A 20,791-nucleotide genomic window follows, 5' to 3' on the forward strand; every position below is an offset into this window, starting at 1 on the left:
GAGCCAGACCGCAGCGCCATGCCGACATCGATTCCGAAAATCGAATTGTCAAGTTTCGCGCACCATTCAGGTTGCTAAATAGTGCGCGAAAGTCCCGCAGCTGAAGACTTTTCTTGTCCTTACACGGAGAGATTGTGGACGAGGCGAAGAGAAACCGCCAACGGCGTAGAACGAGGAGCTGACAAATTGACTATCATGCTCATCGTTACAGTTACCAGCTGGAATGTCTCCGTGGCGCTGGGCACCCTGACTCTGGAGGAGACACCTTAAATCCAAGCTCTTGAAGGGCCTTCATCGCCACTGCAGGGTTATCTCGAACGGCAGCTTGTAGCTGAATATCAAACCATGAATTGCGCGAAAGTTTCAGAGCCTTCTCCCAACCTTCATTTCTCTGAAAGCCGCACTCTTCAATCGTGAAATACAAGAAGTCTTCGAGTGAAGGCCGAAACCGATGACCGCCGACAGGAATGTGGAGAGCCTTCAGATTTCCGTCTTTGCGAGGGTCATTTTTCTTTGTCTTGCCGTTTTTCATTAGCGCAGGGCTCAACAAGCCGCCGATCCCAGAAAAATGGATATGTGCTGCTGGTGCGCGCTCTTTCTCACGTTCGTATTCAAATTTAATTGCAGATTGAGTGTGAACACGAATCTCGAATGCGCTGTTCCTGACGGTTAAGAACTTCGAATCGCGATCCTGCGTGAGTTTGTATTCCACAACTAGGGCATAAAGATCGCTGCGTTCTGATTCGACTCGCTTTTCTGCTGAGGTTGTTTTCCGTCCGTAGTAGAGCGGTGCTAATACCGACAAAACGAAGATGCCGTTGCTTTCATTGAGTATGAAATCGGCATCTAAATCGTTGTCTGAAACAGGTAGTGCAGCTTTGATCGTTGAATGTACTTCGTCCGCAAAATCTCGTGCTGCGTCCTCCCCGAAGATTCTCGGGTGTGGGTATTCACTCATCGAGGTCGAGCATCATTTCGACACGGCGAAGCTCATCATAAAGCTCACGCTCTTCAAGAGTGAGACATCCCATGGAGGCTAGGTCTCGCAGATCGCGTCGAGTGATTGGTTGTCCCTCTATAGAAGAGTACTTATCCACGAGCTGATGAGTGAGCATTTTTCTACGAGTTTGCAATTCTGAATTGTTTGTTCGACTGATGGTCAATGACATGGTGTACCTCCTCTAATTTGATTATCTCGCAATCTACATGTGGGGGTAGACATTGTGAGTTGATGAATTCGAACAAATCTAAGTCCATTCGAAAATCCGAGCTGCGATTCCAGATAAAACTACATTTTAACCGCGTATTCTGGGCCATCGCATTTTCTTTTTATTTGCAGAAATGAGACGTAGACACGGCACCCCTGTTGACTGAAGAGTGAGGTTAGAGTTTTGGTTGGAAGTCTTACTACTTACTGCGCTTTGACTGGTATGGGCAGGTGAACTTGGAGCTCCCAGTGCAAGAAGATCAGCGGAAGAGACGAACGCCGTTGTCCCCGAGCACCTCGAGAACCGCCGCGGTGTCAGTGGTGGACAGCTTCCATGCTGAGGACACGATGGTTTCCACTTTGTGCTCGCGCAGGAAGTCCGCCAAGTCGTCGAGGTTGTGCGGGGCAGTGCAGGTATTGCAGCCACGGATGGTGCCGAGTGCGGAATACAGATCTGCGCGGCTTTCAAGCGGCTGAGTGATTAGAACTTTGGAGAGATTATTCAGCATCGGGGATCTCGCAGAAGGATTCGTAGTGATCGTCGGTGTAGTACCAGACATCGGGGTCGGTTTCGCTGCCGCCGCCGGTGACGATGCGCTTGGCGCCGCGGTGGTTTAGGCCGGGCGAATCCACGGTGTATTCGCGGTAGTAGTTCTTGGACTCTTTGGGCAGTACGCCCTCGTAGTTTCCAAAACGCTTGTTGTCATTATCCGGATGGTCGTAGGGGCCGCCCGCCAAGATATCCTCGGCCGTTTCTTCTGCTTCCTCGGGCAGGGTATCCATCGCGCACGAGGCGTAGTGCCCGGAGAAATTTGCGGCGTTGGATGATGAAGCGGAGCTTGCAGTTGAACTCGTGGACTGCGAGCTACCAGAATCACCGCCAAGGTCGATTCCGAAGTAGCCAGCGGCTGCGACTAAGAGCAAGCTGCCGAGGACGGCTAAGGGCTTCTTCTTGGAGGAGGGGGGATTGGCCATACCCCCATCTTTGCAGGGATTTTCCTGCAATGAAAATCTAGCTAGCACTGGGAAAACACTCGGACCTTCTGCATTTTCCAGGTTTGGCTTTTGCCGCTTTTTGTCTACCCCAAGGGTGGGTAAATTTCTGTCCTTTCCAGCGGCTTTTCCATCTGTAGTTGTTGGGCAACTGTATCTGCACCCCAAGGCAAGCCAGCAACCCATAAGCGGGGTAGTCTTTAGCGCATGGCACAAGGCAGAATTCCGGAGAGCGACATCCAAGCAATCCGTGAACGCGCGCCTTTGGAAGAAATCGTGGGCGAGTATGTACAGCTCAAACCTGCGGGTTATGACTCTTTGAAGGGGCTGTCGCCCTTCAAGGAAGAGAAAACGCCTTCCTTCCACGTGCGCCCGCAACGCGGTTATTATCACTGCTTTTCCACGGGCAAGGGTGGCGATGTTTTTAGCTTCCTGATGGAAATGGAGCAGGTCTCTTTCCCCGAAGCAGTCGAGGCGGTGGCTCAAAAGATTGGCTACCACATCAATTACCAAGGCGGCAGCACCGGCAATCGCAACGAAAAACCTGGCACTCGGCAGCGCCTTATCGCGGCGAACAAGGCAGCCCACCAGTTCTACCGAGAGCAGCTAGAGACCCCGCAAGCAGCCAAGGCGCGCGAGTTCCTACTCGACCGTGGCTTTGGCCGCGAGATCATCTATGACTTCGAGTGCGGTTATGCCCCGGAGGGGTGGGACACTGCCACCAAGCACCTTCTTCGCATGGGCTTTTCCTTTGAGGAGCTAGAGGCTGCCGGCATTTCCAAGATGGGCAAGCGCGGGCCTATTGACCGCTTTCATCGGCGCCTGCTGTGGCCCATCAAGGACCTTTCGGGCAACGTCATCGGCTTTGGCGCGCGCAAGCTTTTTGAGGATGACAACCTGGGCAAGTACATGAACACGCCTGAGACCATGCTCTACCACAAGTCCAAGGTGCTCTTCGGCCTGGATTTGGCCAAGCGCAACATCGCGGAAGCACACCAGGCGGTGGTGGTGGAGGGCTACACCGACGTCATGGCGATGTATGCCGCGGGCGTGAAGACCGCCGTGGCCAGCTGTGGCACCGCGTTCGGCGGCGATCACCTGCAGGTCCTGCGCAGGTTGATGCTGGATGATTCCTACTTCAACGGCGAGCTCATCTACACCTTCGACGGTGATGAGGCGGGGCAGAAAGCCGCGATGCGCGCCTTCCAGGGCGAGCAATCTTTTACTGGTCAGTCCTTCGTTTCCGTGGCCCCTGAGGGCATGGACCCTTGCGATCTGCGCCTGGCCAAGGGCGACGCCGCGGTGCGTGAGCTCATCGCGGACCGCATCCCGATGTTCGAGTTCGTCATCCAGTCGGTGCTTAGCGAATACCGCATCGATACCGCAGAGGGGCGTCTGCAAGCATTGCGTCGTGCGGTGCCCGTGGTGGCACAGATTCGCGACGCCCCGCTGCAGCGTGAGTACGCCCGCCGCCTAGCTGGCTGGGTGGGTTGGCCCAACCCGGAGGAAGTCCTGCAGCAGGTCCAGCAGGAGGCTCGCCGGCCTAAGAAAAAGGACAAGAAGGCACGGCTTGCCGACGCCCCGATCAAAGCCGGCACGCCCGCTCCCGCACAACAGAACACTCCGGTCTTCCACGTGCCAAGCCCCCGTGAGACCCACCTGTGGCCGCAGCGGGAGGCCCTAAAGCTGGCCTTGCAGTACCCGGGCCTTGCCGGTTCTTACTTCGACGGGATTACCGCCGATGCGTACTCGAACGAGTCTTACCGCATCATCCGCGAGGCAATCTCTACTGTCGGTGGCGTTGCTGCCGGCGCCAACCTGCCCAGCGTGGAATGGATCGCCGCTGTGGCAGGGGAGATGCTCGATCTCACTGCGCGCAACTTTGTCAGTGAGCTTGCCGTGGAACCCATCAAGGTGGGCGATGAGTCCGATCCCAAGGCTTGGGAGGTTTATGCTGACAGCGTGCTTTCCCGCCTCCAGGAAGCCCGCGTGGGCGACCAAGTAGCCCAAATCAAGGCCCAACTAGGTCGCATGCGCCCCTCCGACGACGAGCAAGCCTATAACTCGCTCTTCGCCGATCTCGTCGCCCTTGAGCAGGCCCGCCGCGAGCTCAATGACAGGGCATTCCGTGGGCCGCAGCCTAATTAGTCTTCGTCGGGCTCGTAGATACGGTCGTGGCCGTCTAGCTGGTTTCCTTTGATGCGGCGGCCGCGGCTTAGATCCTTTACCTCTTTCATGCGGGGTTCTGGATCGAGCTTGTTTGCCACTGCCTTGCGGGTGGCGTTTACTGCGTTCTTGGTGACGGGGGAGTTGATCGCTTTTTCGTACGCGCCCTTGATCTGGTGATAACGCTTGCGGCCGGCCTTGGTACCAAAGACATAACCTGCGGCGGCGCCTACTACGAACTGGATCATGGTTGGAGTATCTCACCCTTCAGGTAGTGATTTAACGCTAATAACCTCACCCAGCCTACCTGTATCGGTGGTGTAGTGGTGGGTACCCTCATTGATGAAATTTATTGTGACCGCTTCCCAACGCGGGTAAAGCACGATAGCTTAAAGACGTGACCGCTCGATCCTGTCTCCCGCAAGCGGCATCAGCCGCAATAGCCATCGCCGCCCTGACCACGGCCGCCATCGGTGTTGTTCCTGTCAGCTCGGATTCGAACGAAGATAAAGTAAGCAGCGTCCGGAGCTAAGCCCAACTCGGCTAAGGTCCTCACTTTGCCGCAAAAGATCATCTTTTAGCCGGAAAAATTTAACTTTCTCGCCACCTTATGCAGCTAGCGTTCTGTGCGTTCTTGTTGCTAATTCAATGGAGAAAGTAAATATGGTTCGTCATCGTTATTCGATAGTTGCTACTTCCCGCCGTTCTGTAGCGGCCGCAATTCTGGCAGTGGGTGTAGCGGGTGCAGGCGCACATGTGAATCCTGCGCCAGCTAGTGCACAGTTATCGTCTTCGATGCCAGCGCTTACGGGGGCTGTTACCGGCTCGAGCAGTGGTGCCCCAGCAGTCCAGCATGACGGCGCACCAACCCCAACTCCATTCACCACCGACTACTTGGTTGGCTTTCCTTCCGATGTCTCTTCCTACCAATACGGCGTCTACTGGGAAGTAGTCCGCATGTTTGACCATGTGAAGACCCAGCAGCCAATCATGGATGAGAACCTCGAAAAGGCCATTGCCATCAACAACGCTGCTGCCGATGATCCAGCGCTGATTAAGCGCGCTCAGCAAGATGCGGCTGCCGACACTGACGGCGTGATGCTTGCGGTTTCTGACGCACTGGGTGAGGAGTTTGGCGGCGCTTTCCGCGATGCTCTTGCCGAGCACCGCCTGCCAAAGACGGAGTACCTGTTGGGAAATGGCTACCTAGCTCGTGCGGGCGGACTAGCTAGCTCTACCTTCGCGGAAAAGTACCACTTCAACGTGCGGCGTCCTTTCCAGGTAGCACCCGATGCTATTCACAAGTACAACGACGGTAAGAAGGACTATTACGGCACCACGCCGGCTTTCCCGTCTGGCCATACAAACCAGGCAACGTGGATCACCACGTTGATGGCCCACATGCTTCCGGAGGTCGCACCGCAGCTCGTGCTGCGCGGCGCGGAAGCCGGCAACCACCGCGTGGTCATGGGCGTGCACTATCCGCTCGACGTTATCGGTGGCCGTATGACGGGTCAGGCGGCAGCGGCCGACCGTCTCAACGATCCACGTATGCACGATGCGCTTGACCAAGCAGCAGCCGAAATCCGTGCCGAGATGAAGTGGCGCACTGGCAAGGACATCTCCGAGCTCGTAGCCCAGCAGGCTGATGCGGGTAAGAATTACGCTACCGACGAGCAGGCGGTTGAGCGTTATGCTCCGATGCTGGACTACGGCTTTAAGCCTGCTTATGCCACCGATGCTCCAATGATTGTCCCGAAGGCCGCGCCGGTCCTGCTCGAATCAACCCATCCCGAGCTCACTTGGGAGCAGCGCGCCGAGGTGCTTCGCCAAACCGCAAACCCCGCTGGCCACCCTCTCGACTGGCAGGGCGAAGCAGGCTCCTGGCAGCGCCTAAATCTGGCAAAGGCCATGGCTGCGACGGTAACTGTCAATCCAGATGGAGTAGTTCAAGTCTCTAATTAAACAGATCGCAGGGGGAACCTCCCCCAGTCTTGGTCATACCTGCGCGCGAAGAGACAGAAACGTGTAATCATTGGCGAGACAGCAAATGTTGGTATGACACCTAAAACGCTTTCAAGGAGCACAATGGCTAAGCCGAAAATTATGACTGTGTACGGTACTCGACCTGAAGCAATCAAGGTCGCACCGGTCATCAAAGCTCTAGAGGCTGATGATCGCTTCGAGTCCGTTGCAGTCTCTACTGGCCAGCACAAGGAAATGCTGGAGCAGGTAAACACCATGTTTGGAATTACCCCCAAGCATGACTTGGGATTGATGAAGCCGGGACAGACCCTCAATGAGATTGTTTCCCGTGCCATTGCCGGCCTCGATGAGATCATCGTTGCTGAGGAGCCGGACGTCATCATTTCCCAGGGTGATACATCAACGGCCATGGCAGCGGCTCTTGCTGGCTTCCACCGCGGTGTGCAGATCGTTCACCTGGAGGCAGGACTGCGTACCGGCAACATCTTGTCCCCGTTCCCGGAGGAAGCAAACCGTAAGATCATCGGTCAGGTTGCAGCCCTGCACCTTGCGCCGACTGAAGGCGCAATGGAGAACCTGCGCCGCGAGGACGTTCGTTCTAAGGACATCGTTATAACCGGCAATACGGTTATTGATGCTCTCCTTGAAGCAGCAACTTGGGACATCGAATTCTCGGATCCAACTCTTGCTGAGGCCGCTAACTCGGACAAGCGTTTCGTTGTTGTCACCACACACCGCCGCGAGAACCTTGACGCGATGAAGGAGATCGGTGGTGCTGTACAGGATCTAGCAAAGGCATATCCGGATACTATTTTTGCGCTGCCGCTGCACCTGAACCCAAAGGTCCGCGAAGCAGTTCTTCCGGAGGTTGAGGCGCTGGAGAACGTCATCATCACGGATCCTCTTCCGTATGATCAGTTCACTAAGCTCCAGAACCGTGCGGCCATTATCCTGACCGACTCTGGCGGAGTCCAGGAGGAAGCACCTTCCTTGGGCAAGCCAGTTTTGGTCATGCGCCAAAACACTGAGCGCCCAGAAGCAGTGGTGGCTGGCACCGTTAAGCTCGTCGGTACCGACCGCAATCTGATCGTGGCGGAAGCGAAGCTTCTGCTTGATGACAATGCCGCTTATTCTGCAATGGCTAATGCCGTTAACCCATATGGCGATGGCAAGGGCGCTCAGCGCGCAGTAGCGGCCATCGCAGAGTTGACCGGGGTAGGCGAGCGCGTAGAAGATTTTTTGCCGGAGGCAGGTTCCTCTAAGGACTCCCAAGGCAAGGAATAACTCGCGCGCCTGCCGGAGAAAGCTGATATATTAAAGGTGTGAAACCTCTGGATATCCGCTGTAACCACCGAGAACGCATGAAAGCTGCAGATTTCTTAGGAGATGCGCTTTCGGCAGGGCAGATTGACCTCGATGATTTTGAGAAGCGTTCGGCCGCCTGCGTAGATGCAACAACCCGCGCTGAGCTTATCGAGCCGCTAGCCGACCTTGTAGAGAACCCAGAAGTTCTCCTTTTTGGGCAGGAACGAAAAAGCGCAAAGGCCTATGCGGGCCAGCAAGAATCTAAAGCCATCGCCAAGGTAGAGCAGGCCATCCGCCAGGTGCAGCCGAGCGTGCAGGAGACCCGCTCTCTTGCGGTGGGGATTTTCGGCGGGTCCACTGTCAGCGGTGGGGCAGTAGCTCATTCCCTGACAGCCCTCGGCTTTTTCGGCGGCGTGGACATTGATCTCACGGGTGTTGCCTTGCATAGTCGTACTACCACCATCGAAGCGGTGGGGGTCTTTGGTGGCGTGGATGTCTATATTCCCGAAGGCTTCCGCGTCCACGTCAGCGGCGTAGACCTTTTTGGTGGGCATGACCTTAAGGTAGAGAACGGCGCCATCCATCCGAATGACCTGCCAGTGGACGCACCAGAAATCAACGTCAACTGCTATAGCCTCTTCGGCGGCGTAGACGTTCACGTGGGGCGCCGCTACAAAGGCTAGAGCGGGGCGTTTAAGTCAAGAACGTGGTTATACACGCTTTTACGGTGCCCCACCCGCTTTGAGCAAGTCCACGCCTTCATTACAGAAATCTCGTCGGCCGCAACCTCAAGAAGGCCCTGCTGGAGCTCGGCGGCACCGATCCGTACATAAGTCTCGATGCCGCCGATGTCACCAAGGCGACTGAGTAAGCCTAGGTCAAGCGCATCATCGTCATGGAGGATATTTGCGATGAGTTTGTTGATGAAATGGTGTGCATCGCCGAGGGAAGGGAACAAGATGTTCCTTCCAACCCAACGAGCACTACCCCTTGCCCTCGCACAACGTCGCAGTGAACCTAGACAAGCAAGTCCAGCTTGCCGTGCACGATGGCGCCACCATCTGTACCGGTAGCGAGCTGCATGGGACTGCGAACTACAACACACTAATCGTGCTTACCGACGCCCGTAGGCTCCGACTCCTACCATGAGGAGTTTTGGCCCCGTGGCCGACTTTGGGCGGCATCAAGAGCGACGGCTATGGCTGCCATCTTTCTGGCTTTGCCCTAGATGAGTTCGTAAACAAGCAGTGCCTGTACACCAACGAGTAAGGCAAAATCCGTTCTAGACCGGAGGCAATCGGGATACATACAAAAGTTCCCGCTTAGGAAAGCGGGATTTTTGCTCCTCCAACTGGGCTCGAACCAGTGACCCTTCGATTAACAGTCGAATGCTCTGCCAACTGAGCTATGGAGGAATAAGTTTGTCGTTTTAGAGGTGCTATGTGCTAACCGCTCTGTGCGACGTTTAGTAACTATATTAGTGGGGGTGCGTTCAAGGCAAATCGCCAGGTGATCGCCTATTTATCTTCGTTTTAAAGCCTTCGAAATGTCATGCACGGAAAACAGAGAAATCTAGCTAATCTAGGGTTATGCCTAGTGAAATTTGCTTCGAGCCGTTGCGTTGGGATTCAAAAGCCATCGTGCTGCGGACGAACCTGACGTATCGCAAGCCTCTACCAGGGCGATTGCTGCGGGCGGTCCAGTCGCGCCTGCCGGAGCGACGTCTGGATGTGCATTTTCGCTTTAGCAGGCCATTAGAAGTCAGTGGGGATGCACTCGCATTGGCAGCCTCCACTTTGTGCGGAGCGGCGTTTGATCGGATTAAGTTTGCATTTCCGGTTGCGTCGGGAACTCAACAAGCAATCGAAGCCTGGACTAAATCGGAGGTTGAGGCTCAATCGCACGTGGGGGCCAGCGAACCCTTCCTGAGGGATGTTGACGAGTCAGAGTTGCGTAACAAGGTGCTCCTGAATTTTTCAGGTGGTTTCGATTCACTGGCCTCCCGCTATCTTTTGCCCGAAAACCACCAGCTGGTCTCCCTTGATTTCGGGGGACGGTTTGCGCGGGAACGACAGTTCTTCAAGAAGTTTGACCCATTGGTCATCGAAACGAACATTACCGAGACCCCGCTACGTAAAAACTCCTGGTCCTTTTTGGGCTTGGGAAGCATTTTGGCCGCCGACTCTTTGAACGCGGCCTACTGCTCGTTTGGTGCCATTTTGGAATCGACACGACTGCAACGAAACACTCCCTATGAACGCAATTCCACCTTCCCTCCGTTTGCGGCAGCTGGTCTGAGAAATGCGCCAGTGGCGCAGGGGCTATCGGAAGTTGGAACAGTCAGGGTCATGGAACACTTCGCGCCAGAACTTATCGCGGAATCTTTTAGTTCTTTGGCGGGGCCGAGAGAAGAAAAACAGGTGCGAAAGTGGGCTCTTGTGGAGGCGTTTCGTACTTTCGAAGGTCTAGAAAGAGAGCCATTACCGACGCCGGTTCATCCCGAAGAGCCTCAGTACAAGGTAGGCCAAAGGTTTGTTGTTGACTTAAGTGCGCTCACCGTTGCCTGGCTTGGGCGACCAGATCTTGCAACCTGCATGGTGAGAGGCGCTGAAAACGAGCTACTGCCAGCAGCGCGTGAACTGGACTTGGGGTTCATGCTTCGCGCCGATAAGCGCCTTTATCGCAACTATCCAGCTCCGCTCATGGCGCGACTTGAGGAACAACTACGTGCGGCGGGCATTGAATGGTATTCGCCGAAAGACGAAGAAGCCTGTGAAGACGTTCGTCAGTTTGTTTCCGGTCTTGCTCAAAGCGAGTAAGTAGTCGAGAACCCATCGTCGGCGAAGAATTCCTCCCATTCACCGTTTACAGCGATAGCAAAGTCGATTACGCCTTTGAGGACGTACAGTGGTGGAGAAGCGTGTCCATCGCCCCAATCGCCAACGAGGAATCGTCGACGTTTGGCGGAATCTTCCGTGGCTTGAGCCCAGGGGGCTAGGTGGTGGCTGTTATGGAACTCATCCTTCTCGTTGGTGAGATAAGCGACGTAGTTAGGAAAGGACTTTGCGTAGAGGGGCACCAAGTCAGTTGTAGCTGAGGCGGCAGAAATATCGTCACTCTTCCAGACTCTTTGTGCGTATTGCTTAACAGCGGCTTCGTGATATTCGGCGATGTTTGTTTGCGGGTTCGATACCACTGCCAAAGAATTAGGGAATTGGTGCGAATAATACAAAGCTGCAAAGCCACCGGCCGAGGAGCCGTAAAAGATTAGGTTTGATGCGGCGAGAGCCTTTTGCACTTTTTGAAGGATTGTCACTAGCTCTGCTTGGAATTTACAGTCGTTATCTCCTGTAAACCAGCCGATTCCGCAGCCGCGTTCGAGCATGGGATCGGAAACAAACACGATGTTTGCCTCCGATCCTTCAGTAAGGCGCTCGCCAGTAAACAGCGGGAGGGATGTCTGTGAGAGGTCTGCTGCCGCATGAAATACGACCAGAGTAGTAGCGGCGTTGCGATCCTGAATATGCAGCTCTAATAGTGTTTGGCCACAATCGATCACATTAATTCCGCTGCGGACGGGCTCGTCGAGGAATGCGTCGAAATTTCGATGCAATACGACGTCGGCTGAGTAGCGTGAATAATTCCTTACGAAAGCCATGCCACGAATCTTAGTGCACACCTCTTTGCAGAAGGGCTATCGTTAACAGGGCCTATCTTGACGAGAATTGAGGTAACACAGTCACCATGAACGTGAAGCAGCTGCGTACCGCCTTTTGGCACTTTCGGCACGGTGGCTTAGGCCAACTGAATCGATACCTCGAGCTTGAAGAGCGTAAGCGATTGGAGTCCTCAGAGAACGAGGAGGACCGCGTGGCACTTCAGAATGTTGTGCGCAGCGAGCGTCGGGGACTTGATCCGCTCGCTTTTCCCGAATACACGGTAGATGCCCGCCGAGAGAAGCCCTTCGAGGTTGTGACCGTGGGAGTTATTCTTGATGATTTCTCTCATTTGGCGTGGGGAAATGAATTCAGCACCGTAGATTTGCAGCCCCAGAAGTGGCGCGAGCAAGTCGAAGCTGGAATCGATCTTTTGCTTGTCGAGTCAGCTTGGCAGGGAAATAGTGGTGCTTGGCGGTATCAAGTTGTCGGCAGCCAAGCTCCCTCGGATGAGCTTCAGGAACTAGTTGTAGAATGCCGTAGGCGCGGAATCCCGACGGTGTTCTGGAATAAGGAAGATCCTGTTCATTTTGATGACTTTATTGCGTCAGCGAGGCTGTTTGATTTCGTCTTCACCACAGATGCAGACAGCGTAGAAAAATATCGAGAAGAAATTCCAGATTCTTATGTCGATGTCATTCCTTTTGCAGTACAGCCCGCTATTCATAGTCCTATCCGCGACGGTGATCGTACGAAATATGGGCGCGGTTCCGTATGTTTTGCTGGCACCTATTTCCGCGAAAAGTTTCCTGAGCGCGGAGAGGCACAACGGCTTATCCTGAGCGCTGGAGCCGAGGCATGCGAAAACCTCAATAGCTCCCTGACTATCTACTCCCGCAACGAAGACGTCGATGAGAAATATCAGTTTCCGGCGCCCTTGACGGATTGGGTGGTCGGTGCATTGCCTTATTCCAAGATGCTGTCGGCATATCGCGCTTTCAAGGTATTTCTAAACGTCAATACCGTTACTGACAGCCCAACGATGTTTTCGCGTCGTGTTTTAGAGATCGCAGCCTGTGGTGGTCAGGTGATTAGTACTCCCGCGCAGGGCATCGATTCTTTCTTCCCACATCAGGAAATTACCACCGTCAATGATACCCAGCATGCTGCAGCCGTCATCGAAAGCGCTGTGCGTTCTGACCTAGCTCGTGCTAAGCAAATTCATCGAGCACAGCGAGTCATTTGGGATGCACACACATATACGCATCGAGCCGCCAAGATTCTCAAGGCAGTGGGAATTACTGCGGATACTCGTGTAGTTGGTTCCGTTTCTGCAAGTGTCATCATCTCAACTAACCGGCCTGAACGACTTGCCGGAGCATTAGAGCAAGCGCTTGGGCAAAGCGAGGTGGATTACGAAGTATTGGTACTCACCCATGGTTTCCACGCGGAGGACGTAGTGGATGTAGATGGCTATGGCGCCGTGCGCTTCTTTTATGCGCCTGCGACTGAGTCTTTGGGATCATGTCTAAACCAGCTTGTCTCGCATGCGCACGGCGACATTGTCGCGAAGATGGACGACGATGATATTTACGGGCCTTACTACCTGCACGATCAGATTAACGCACTGCGGTTTTCCGGAGCGGATATCGTTGGCAAACAAGCCGCTTATCTCTACCTCGAGTCGACGAACGAATTGGTCCTGCGCAAGGAATGGAATGAACACTCCTGGGTAGAACTTGTCCTTGGAGCTACGCTGACCGGATGGAAATCGGTATTTGAAGCTCACCCGTTTGCGGAGTTGGGTAAGGGTGAAGATACGCAGTTCTTGCGGGATGTCCAGGAGTCTGGTGGTCGGATTTTTTCAGCCGATCGCTTCAATTACATCCAATACCGAGGTAAAAGCGCTCATACTTGGGACATTAACGACGACGCGTTGAAGCGCAGCGGGCGTGTCGTTAGCTACGGCTGTCACGCGGACCATGTGTTGGTGGGAAAGGAATAAAACGTGTTTTTTATCGGCCGCACTCGGTTCAGCCAATGTTTGCCAGAAACTAACTCGTGGCATCTTTCGGCAGGTGAAGACAGCATTAATGCCTATAAGAAGAAGCTCTACGATCCTGAACGTCTGCGTACGCGTGAGAAACTCTTTACTGAGTTAACATTGGCATCTCTTAATGATGCTCGTGTCCAAGCTGGGATCGATTTGATTCACGTGGTGTCCTATTCGGAATCGCTACCTGAACGTTTTAAGAAGGGACTACACGAAGCAGCTGAGCGTTTCCCCTTCGTTTATTTGGATGAGCAGCCTGACGGTAATTGGGGGTGCAGGTTAGATGAGATTGCACAGCAGCATGTGGCTGTAGGGGAGACGTACGGGCGCTATCGAATTGATGATGACGACGTTGTGGCCCGAGACTATTTCAATAACGTGGCGCCTTATATCGCTGAGCCATTTGCCGGAATGGTAGTCAGCTTTCCACTCGGAATTGAAGCAATTTATGATTCCGAGGAGATCTCGTTTTTACGCGTTTCCCATTGGCCGATGTACTCGCTCGGATTGCTCGACGTTTGCCGTCGCAGCGAAGATGGTCGGTTGATTGAGCCTCGAAGCGGGGCACATAACATGGCGGACCGGCGAGGGCCGGTCATTCTGGATTCGCGTGCTCTGAGCTATGTGCGTTTGAATCACGTCGGGCAAGATAGCGGATTGCGTACCGGCGGAGAACAATCCATGTCGGAAATTATGAACTCTTTGGCCCGGTTGCCGGAGGTTAGCGATTTAGACTTTGTGGAGCAGCAATTCCCGCATGTGGCGGCGATAATGCAGCAAGGAGAAAGGCAGGTCATCCAAGGGGAATCTCGGCGCGTTGTTTTGCCATATAGTCTGGAAATTCCCGTTCCTTTACGCAAAGTTCGATTGGTAGTGGGACATGAATTTTCCGCTCGATCGGCCTCACGGGCTGCTGTCGTGTCCTTAGATTTGCGGGATGAAAATGGAAACGCGATTCCACGTGACCTACGCATTAAAGGCATTGGTAATTCTCGCTGGAAAATCATTGGCCACTATTGCTATCTGGAGTCGGTTCCTGGACTTTCGACCACGAATATTGATTTCTTCTTGCCTGAAGGAGTACGGCTTCACGGGCTGAAATTTCTGCCATTTGGTGCGCACAGCATCCCTTTTAAGGTCCACAGTGTCGCCCTCATCAAAGAAAGATAGAAGAGCGCTCCGTGAGTTTAGGAAAGTTAGTAGACCGTCGTAATCGCGTACCGTCAGCAGCGGCTCTGATATACTCGAGCGAGTTTCGAGTGCCGCAAATATAACAATGGAGCGAGGTGGGAATCATTAAGATCCTAGTTCTCTCCCAGTATTGGTTACCTGAAAATGGTGTACCTCAGCGGCGATGGGCGTGGTTGACTCGAATCTTGCAACGCAATGGTCATGAAGTGGTGGTTGTCTGCCCGCCAGCTCATTATGAGCGTTCAGTTTCCATACGCGAATGGTTGCAATCGGCGCGACCGTGGAACCGCTTTAAACTCGAAAAAGGACCCAACGAGGAGACGATTGTTCGAACTGGGTACTTCCCAGTTGGGCGTTCTTTGAGCAGTCGTATTCTCAACCAGGCCGCAGTTGCATTGTCGATGATGGTGTTTCCGGTTCGTATTCCTAAAAAACTAGAACACTATTCTCCTGATTTGGTGATCGGCACAGTCCCAGCTTTGCCTACCTCGGTGGTGACTCGCGCAATTGCGAAGAAGTACCGAAAGCCTTATGTCATCGATCTTCGTGATGCTTGGCCTGCACTCTTAAATGTCAGCGATGATTGGAATTCGGCCACTGGCGCACCTTCACTGCGAGAACGAATCGCCCGCCACGGATTCTTACAGTCGTTGTCCTGGCTTACTGAAAAAGCGATGAACCGTGTGTTGAAGAAGGCCGACGGAATCATCACGACCTCAGAAAAGCTCGAAGAATGGCTCCGCATCGAGCACGAGTCTTCGACGCAGTCGATGACAACGATCCGCAATGTGTTTCCTCCGCGCACGACCTATAGAAAACTAGGCGTACAGGAGGACACCCAACCGCTGCGTGTCCTTTACGCGGGGACGCTCGGCCGCGCCCAAAAACTCGGAAATGCTCTTGAAGCTGCCCGTTTGGCACAAGATACTGGCGTGCCAGTAAAGCTCAGGTTTGTCGGCGATGGAGCTGCATGGAACGAGCTGCACGATCTAGCCGAGAATCTCGACGTGGACGTGGAATTTAGGCACCGCGCTGCAGCAGAGGATCTTGAGGAACATTATGAATGGGCGGATACGGCACTTGTTCATTTAGCAAGGTGGGAGCCGCTTACTCGTACCATTCCTTCGAAGACCTATGAACTTATGAGCATAGGATTGCACATCTCTGCTGCAGTGGAGGGCGAGTGCGCGGACCTAATTGAGGGCTTGGACGCCGGCCACGTTGTTACTCCTGAAGCGCCGGAGGAGCTTGCTGAACTGTGGGCTCACTTATCGGCCGAGCGCTCCCTGCTAGATACAAACAAGGCAGGGAAGAACTGGGTAAAAAATGAGCGCGATGAAGTCGTTCCACAACGGCTACTTGACTTTATCGCTGGCATCGCAAGCGAGGACTAATGCGCATTTGCTCAATGAGAGAAACCGAGGTTATTCCTACGGAACAACACGTATGGCTCCTCAAATTCGATGATTCACCCGCAGTCCACTTAGGGGCAATCGGAAGCGAGGTGAGTGTACTTTCTTCCCCAAATGATGTTCCACATTCACCCAAACAGGGAGACCGACTTCTCGTCCTAGGTTCTGGCCCTTCGAGCATTGACGGGCATCCCAATGATGAGGCCACGAAGACGGTCGAAAGATGGCTAAACGCTAGCGGCGTGGATGCGTATTGGCTCTTGCCCGCCGCAGGGCCCGCAACTGCTGGCATCTTAAATGCTGCCCTCGCACGAGAAGATTCCCTCGTCATTTATGGGGCGTCTCGAGCAGGAGACTGCGTATGGCTCAAACTGGAAAAACACACTACATGCTCTGAAGACTTGGCAGATACACGCGAAGAAATTCTCTCTCAGTCGCTACAGTTGTTCCACACTCCTTTCGGAGAGCAGCAAACTAGTACCTGCCAGGGCAGGGGCACTGCGAACCAAGCAGATGCGCTCCCGAGCATTAGAAGTCAGCTCATCTTGAAGATTGCCCCTCTGGCCAAGCCACTAAAGCAACGTCTGCCAAAGCAGGTCGTGGTTACGCTGTACAAGATTCTGGAGAAAATTCGATGACCCGTACACCAGGGATCAGTCTGATTCTTCCTTCCTATAATAATTCCGAAACCCTTGCTCGGAGCCTCGAATCCGTTGCGGCGCAGACCTTGTCTGATTCGCTCATTGAGCTTATCGTCGTGCTAAATGGCGCAGCCGATCGTTCGCGCACCATCGTGGAGAGCTTTCGGGCAGCGCATCCTGGAATTGAAGTTGTGTGCGTAGTTTCCAAGCGCAGTGGGGCAGGTTGGGCCCGCAACCTCGGTCTTACACTCGCGTCCCGTACGTATGTAACTTTCCTCGACGATGATGATGCGCTGGAGTTGCAGTATTTAGAGCGAGCTTGGTCTGCGTGTGGACCTGCGGCCATTGCGGTTGTAGGAATTCAAGACATCGATTCGGACGGTACCGCTCTTGCTTCAAATTCTTTGGATGCTCGAACCATGGGGCTGCGAGGCAAGACTGTCCCTCTACACGCTGCTCCGTGGTTGCTGGGGTTTAATGCTTCGAAAGTGTTTCCCATCGAGGTTGCTACTCGTTTGCGTTTTGCAGAAGATCTTCGGTCGGGGGAAGATGTCGTCTTCTTTTCCCAGTTCCTTGACTTTCCTGCACTCACATTCCGGATTCCTTCGGACCTTAATGGTGCTCGCTATCTCCGCACGATGACTCCGAATTCGGTGTCTCGCCAAAAAATCGACTTTGACTTTGCGGTGCGGCAAAGGCTCGAATGTATTTCTAGGATTCGTGCGGCGGTGCATCCTTATGACCAAGCTCCCACGACTGTAGCGCGCAATGCGCTTGTCGACGCCCAGTTTTCGTTTGTCCGAGACTATCTGACGCGCTTTCCGGAGCGCACTGGCGATGCGATCAAGCTGGCGACTGAGCTTGGAGTATCTGGACTTCCTTGGGCTGGGTTGCGCGCGGAAGCTGCATCCCGTGTCGTGTTCTCTTATTGTTTCCCGCCGTTTGCAGATACTGCCGGCAATGTTGCTTCAAAGCGAATTCGTGAGCAAGGCGAGCTCGTTGATGTCTTCTCTGCCAACATGTCCAAGGTAAGAAGCATTGACTCCAGCTCGTTGTTGATGGTGGAGCAATTCATTGGGCATCGCGAAGTCCTAGACGTCACGCCGTCGTTTAGCAATTGGTTTTTGATTTGCTCGTTCGCCACTCACGCAGCTCGTCGTGCTTCTAAGCTTTCGCGAAAGCAGGGTGGCTATCAATCAATGTATTCCCGGTCGATGTGGTCGGGCTCCCATGTCGCAGGCGTTTTGTTTAAGCTTCGGCATCCGTCCGTTACTTGGGAAGCAGAGTTTTCAGATCCCATGCGCCTTGACGCACAAGGGCAGCAGCGCAAGGGAAAGATCTCTCCGCATCCCGTAACCCTGAGGCTGCGACGACTGGTCTCGCGCGCTGGAATTGATACGCAATCGCTAGATTCGCATTTTGCTTTGACTGAAGCTGCAACGTTCATCGCCGCCGATACCCTGGTCTTTACCAATGAAGTACAGCGAGAACTGATGTTGGCACCGTATCCACAACACTTGAGAGAGCGATTCCTCTCTAAGTCGACGGTCCTGGCTCAATCGCAGCCCGATTCCGGCTTGTACGAACTTGTGCAGTCGGAATATGAGCTGGAGGAGCACTGCGTACATGTGGGATACTTCGGATCCTTCTATGAAAATCGCGGTGTTGGTGACGTTGTGAAGGCGATCGCAGCTCTGCCTGAAGACCTTCGTCAGGTTGTTCGTCTGCATATCTTCTGTCCGAATCCAGAGAAAGCGCAGGCACAGCTCTGGGCATTAGGAGCACCAGAGCAAGTAATAGTCAATGCGGCTCTGCCGTACTTGGAATTCCTGAACCTTGCACAGAAATTCGACGCTCTACTTGTTAACGACACTGATGTATCAGGCACTGATTTTGCAGTAAATCCGTTCTTGCCTTCGAAGTTTGCAGATTATTCGGGCGCCGGAGTTCCAATTTGGGGAATTCTTACTAAGGACTCGCCGCTTTCGAAGCAACAGATGCGTTATCGCTCAGGAGCCGATGGCTTTTCTTCGGTCGTTAGTGCTCTGCGATCCATCATCGAAACGGGGATGGATCATTAATGCTTGCGGTTAGGCCTAAGCTAACGCTTCGCGGGTATCATCTTAAGAGTTCTATCAAGCGCGAGCACGGATCGTGCATAGTCGACCCCTACAACGAACGAAAGGATTGGTGACGAATGAAGCTCAACCTATCCAATTCGCAGCGTTCGCGTCAGGCCGAAACCCAGCAGCGGATTAAAGATATCGAGAATCACGACGGTCCAGTAATCATCGTTGATAAGGGGCGACTGACACCACTTCAGACGCGTCCATCGCTGAAGGACTATGTGCTCCAGCTATGGGAGCGCCGACATTTTATCTGGGCAGATGCTCGTTCAAAGGCGCTTCGTACGACGCGTGATTATCGTTTGTGGAAGCTCTGGCTAGTTATCAACCCATTGCTTAACGTTGTCTTTTACGGCTTTTTGTTTGGTGTCCTCTTCAAGACATCACGCGGTGTGCCTAACTTTGTTGGTTACTTGTTTATTGGCACTACTTTTATGCCAATGATGTCGGGCCTGCTGTCTCAAGGCACAAGTTTGCTTCCCTCAAATCGGGCTATGATCCGTGCATTCAACTTTCCAACAGCTTCGTTGGCGTTTTCGCAAACGCTTCGTTCAGCGATAGATAACCTGATTCCTGCTGCTGTTTCGATTTTCGTCGCATTGCTACTCCAATGGCATACGGTGCCTTCTTGGAAAGTGATTTTCGTTGTTCCGTTGTTCTTAATGATCCACATTTTCGGCTGTGGTCTTTTGATGATCGGAGCTCGTGTGTGCGCTCAGATACCCGATGTTAAAGCAGTAGTGCCATTGGTTACGCAGGCTTGGTTCTTCTTGTCAGGCGTCATGTTTACGCTTGACCGTTTTGATCATGCGCCTACGGTGAAACAGATCATGAGTCACAATCCGGCGTATGAGTTCCTAAGCGCAGTACGTAACGTCGCCATCTACGACACCATTCCGTCCCTTAGCGAGTGGGGTTCGCTGTGTGCTTGGACCTTTGGACTATTTGCAGTTGGGTTCCTGTTCTTCTGGCAGGCCGAAGATCGATACGTCCGATTGACCTAGGAAGGCACCTCGTGGATATCAGTTACATTGAAGACGCCAACGTAGTTGTTAATCGGGTAAGCAAGCGATACGTGATTTCACAATCGCGTTCGGATGATGCCTCTGTTGTGCGTACACGCAAACAAGACCAAGTTGTCGATGCTCTGGTCGATGCTTCCTTGGTGGTAAAACCGGGCGAATCTGTTGGCATTATTGGCCTGAACGGTTCGGGTAAATCTACGCTCCTTTCAATCATCGCGGGTGGCCAAGCCCCGACTTCAGGACAGGTGCTTACTTCGTCTACGCCAACGCTGATGGGCGTGGCTCCTGCACTGCAGGGTGGCCTTACCGGTGCACAGAATATTTACGTGGGGTGTCTGGCTCTGGGAATGACCCCGGAGGAGGCTAAAGCGCAGATTCCCCTCATTGCCGAATGGACGGAGCTCGGGGACGCAATCAATCGTCCAAAGTCAACCTATTCGTCGGGTATGGGCGCGCGCCTTGCTTTTGCGATTTCTACGGCGATTAAGCCTGAGATTCTTCTCATCGACGAAGCACTCTCGACCGGTGATGCTGCGTTTGCCGCGAAGGCCTCCAAACGCATGAATGATCTCCTTGATCGCGCCGGTAACCTTTTCCTCGTGTCTCACACAATCGCCGAGATTGAAAAGAACTGCCAACGTTGTGTGTGGATTAGCAATGGCCACATCATCGCTGACGGTCCGACGACCGAAGTTGCTCCTCAGTACCATGAATGGGCCCGTCTTATGGGCAAGCCCGATAAGACTCCTGGCATTGAATACTTGCGTGAGGTAACAGACGCTTATGTTCCGCCGGTCATCTGCGTTGAGGAGGATAAACAACCGGGGAATGCGGCTCTGAGCGGTCCTTCCAAGAAAACCGGGAAACGCCGGGCGCCTGCGCATCGCCGAGCACGGCAACCGTTCTTCAAATTTTTTGGGTAGCTAGATGCGCTCTGATAGCACCCCGGTTTTCTACGAATAGATTGTGGCTGATGCGAACTAGGAAACGTCTAGAACTGAAGTGTCCCAGGTTTTGTTCCGTTTGAGTA

Annotated in this window: 18 protein-coding genes and 1 tRNA gene; 11 read left to right on the top strand and 8 right to left on the bottom strand. The window is 53.6% G+C overall.

Features of this window, described 5'->3' with window-relative positions; all coding sequences use genetic code 11:
- Positions 1–211: 211 nt before the first annotated feature.
- The 4 genes from HMPREF2692_RS02790 to HMPREF2692_RS02805 all read right to left on the bottom strand — a co-directional run bounded on the left by HMPREF2692_RS02790 (position 212) and on the right by HMPREF2692_RS02805 (position 2,182).
- Complete coding sequence (locus HMPREF2692_RS02790; protein WP_061923954.1) at positions 212–958, bottom strand: hypothetical protein; 747 nt, start codon at positions 956–958, stop codon at positions 212–214.
- Positions 951–1,169: a hypothetical protein gene (locus tag HMPREF2692_RS02795; RefSeq protein WP_070455935.1), complete on the bottom strand. Its 219-nt coding sequence runs from the start codon at positions 1,167–1,169 to the stop codon at positions 951–953. The genes HMPREF2692_RS02790 and HMPREF2692_RS02795 overlap by 8 nt, the downstream gene beginning before the upstream one ends.
- 298 nt (positions 1,170–1,467) lie before the next feature.
- A complete protein-coding gene (locus HMPREF2692_RS02800) occupies positions 1,468–1,716 on the bottom strand; it encodes a hypothetical protein (RefSeq protein ID WP_061923951.1) in 249 nt (82 codons plus the stop codon).
- Entirely contained in the window at positions 1,706–2,182 is a 477-nt protein-coding gene (locus HMPREF2692_RS02805; protein ID WP_062043717.1) for a guanyl-specific ribonuclease, read from the bottom strand. Before HMPREF2692_RS02805 ends, HMPREF2692_RS02800 begins: the two co-directional genes overlap by 11 nt.
- A gap of 225 nt (positions 2,183–2,407) precedes the next feature.
- On the opposite strand from HMPREF2692_RS02805, the gene dnaG reads away from it, so the two are divergent.
- Positions 2,408–4,348 (top strand): DNA primase, encoded by a 1,941-nt coding sequence (gene dnaG / locus HMPREF2692_RS02810; protein WP_070822683.1) that lies wholly within the window; start codon positions 2,408–2,410, stop codon positions 4,346–4,348.
- Here dnaG and HMPREF2692_RS02815 read toward each other — a convergent pair.
- Entirely contained in the window at positions 4,345–4,614 is a 270-nt protein-coding gene (locus tag HMPREF2692_RS02815) for a hypothetical protein (protein ID WP_062043721.1), read from the bottom strand. The genes dnaG and HMPREF2692_RS02815 overlap by 4 nt on opposite strands.
- A gap of 415 nt (positions 4,615–5,029) precedes the next feature.
- Between HMPREF2692_RS02815 and HMPREF2692_RS02820 the strand changes: the two genes are divergently transcribed.
- The 3 genes from HMPREF2692_RS02820 (at position 5,030) to HMPREF2692_RS02830 (ending at position 8,340) form a co-directional block, all read left to right on the top strand.
- Positions 5,030–6,331 (top strand): acid phosphatase, encoded by a 1,302-nt coding sequence (locus HMPREF2692_RS02820; RefSeq protein WP_348967642.1) that lies wholly within the window; start codon positions 5,030–5,032, stop codon positions 6,329–6,331.
- Between the two features lie 123 nt (positions 6,332–6,454).
- Positions 6,455–7,636, top strand: a complete 1,182-nt coding sequence (wecB, locus tag HMPREF2692_RS02825; protein WP_062043723.1) for a non-hydrolyzing UDP-N-acetylglucosamine 2-epimerase — start codon at positions 6,455–6,457, stop codon at positions 7,634–7,636.
- A gap of 38 nt (positions 7,637–7,674) precedes the next feature.
- Positions 7,675–8,340, top strand: a complete 666-nt coding sequence (locus HMPREF2692_RS02830) for a DUF1707 domain-containing protein (RefSeq protein ID WP_062037991.1) — start codon at positions 7,675–7,677, stop codon at positions 8,338–8,340.
- Here the strand turns inward: HMPREF2692_RS02830 and HMPREF2692_RS02835 are convergent.
- Both HMPREF2692_RS02835 and HMPREF2692_RS02840 read right to left on the bottom strand, forming a co-directional pair.
- The gene (locus HMPREF2692_RS02835) at positions 8,337–8,615 is read right to left on the bottom strand and encodes a hypothetical protein (RefSeq protein ID WP_062037994.1); all 279 of its coding nucleotides are present in this window, start codon (positions 8,613–8,615) and stop codon (positions 8,337–8,339) included. The genes HMPREF2692_RS02830 and HMPREF2692_RS02835 overlap by 4 nt on opposite strands.
- Before the next feature lie 384 nt (positions 8,616–8,999).
- Positions 9,000–9,072: transfer RNA gene (locus HMPREF2692_RS02840), tRNA-Asn, on the bottom strand.
- 174 nt (positions 9,073–9,246) lie between these two features.
- Between HMPREF2692_RS02840 and HMPREF2692_RS02845 the strand changes: the two genes are divergently transcribed.
- The gene (locus HMPREF2692_RS02845) at positions 9,247–10,476 is read left to right on the top strand and encodes a hypothetical protein (protein ID WP_070822685.1); all 1,230 of its coding nucleotides are present in this window, start codon (positions 9,247–9,249) and stop codon (positions 10,474–10,476) included.
- Here the strand turns inward: HMPREF2692_RS02845 and HMPREF2692_RS02850 are convergent.
- Entirely contained in the window at positions 10,464–11,315 is an 852-nt protein-coding gene (locus tag HMPREF2692_RS02850) for a hypothetical protein (RefSeq protein WP_070822687.1), read from the bottom strand. The genes HMPREF2692_RS02845 and HMPREF2692_RS02850 overlap by 13 nt on opposite strands.
- Positions 11,316–11,527: 212 nt before the next feature.
- On the opposite strand from HMPREF2692_RS02850, the gene HMPREF2692_RS02855 reads away from it, so the two are divergent.
- From HMPREF2692_RS02855 to HMPREF2692_RS02885, 6 genes are all read left to right on the top strand, one after another.
- Positions 11,528–13,318 carry a glycosyltransferase family protein gene (locus tag HMPREF2692_RS02855; protein WP_246823425.1) on the top strand — a complete coding sequence of 597 codons (1,791 nt, stop codon included), beginning with the start codon at positions 11,528–11,530 and terminating at the stop codon, positions 13,316–13,318.
- Between the two features lie 3 nt (positions 13,319–13,321).
- Complete coding sequence (locus HMPREF2692_RS02860; protein WP_070822690.1) at positions 13,322–14,536, top strand: glycosyltransferase; 1,215 nt, start codon at positions 13,322–13,324, stop codon at positions 14,534–14,536.
- Between the two features lie 116 nt (positions 14,537–14,652).
- The gene (locus tag HMPREF2692_RS02865; protein WP_246823427.1) at positions 14,653–15,951 is read left to right on the top strand and encodes a glycosyltransferase family 4 protein; all 1,299 of its coding nucleotides are present in this window, start codon (positions 14,653–14,655) and stop codon (positions 15,949–15,951) included.
- 652 nt (positions 15,952–16,603) lie between these two features.
- On the top strand, positions 16,604–18,691 hold the full coding sequence (locus tag HMPREF2692_RS02875; RefSeq protein ID WP_070822694.1) for a glycosyltransferase: 2,088 nt from the start codon (positions 16,604–16,606) through the stop codon (positions 18,689–18,691).
- Between the two features lie 116 nt (positions 18,692–18,807).
- The gene (locus HMPREF2692_RS02880) at positions 18,808–19,740 is read left to right on the top strand and encodes an ABC transporter permease (RefSeq protein WP_083323807.1); all 933 of its coding nucleotides are present in this window, start codon (positions 18,808–18,810) and stop codon (positions 19,738–19,740) included.
- A gap of 11 nt (positions 19,741–19,751) precedes the next feature.
- Positions 19,752–20,684: an ABC transporter ATP-binding protein gene (locus HMPREF2692_RS02885; RefSeq protein ID WP_070822696.1), complete on the top strand. Its 933-nt coding sequence runs from the start codon at positions 19,752–19,754 to the stop codon at positions 20,682–20,684.
- The last annotated feature ends 107 nt before the right edge of the window (positions 20,685–20,791 follow it).

Source organism: Corynebacterium sp. HMSC036D03 (assembly GCF_001836185.1).
GTDB classification, from domain to species: domain Bacteria; phylum Actinomycetota; class Actinomycetes; order Mycobacteriales; family Mycobacteriaceae; genus Corynebacterium; species Corynebacterium simulans.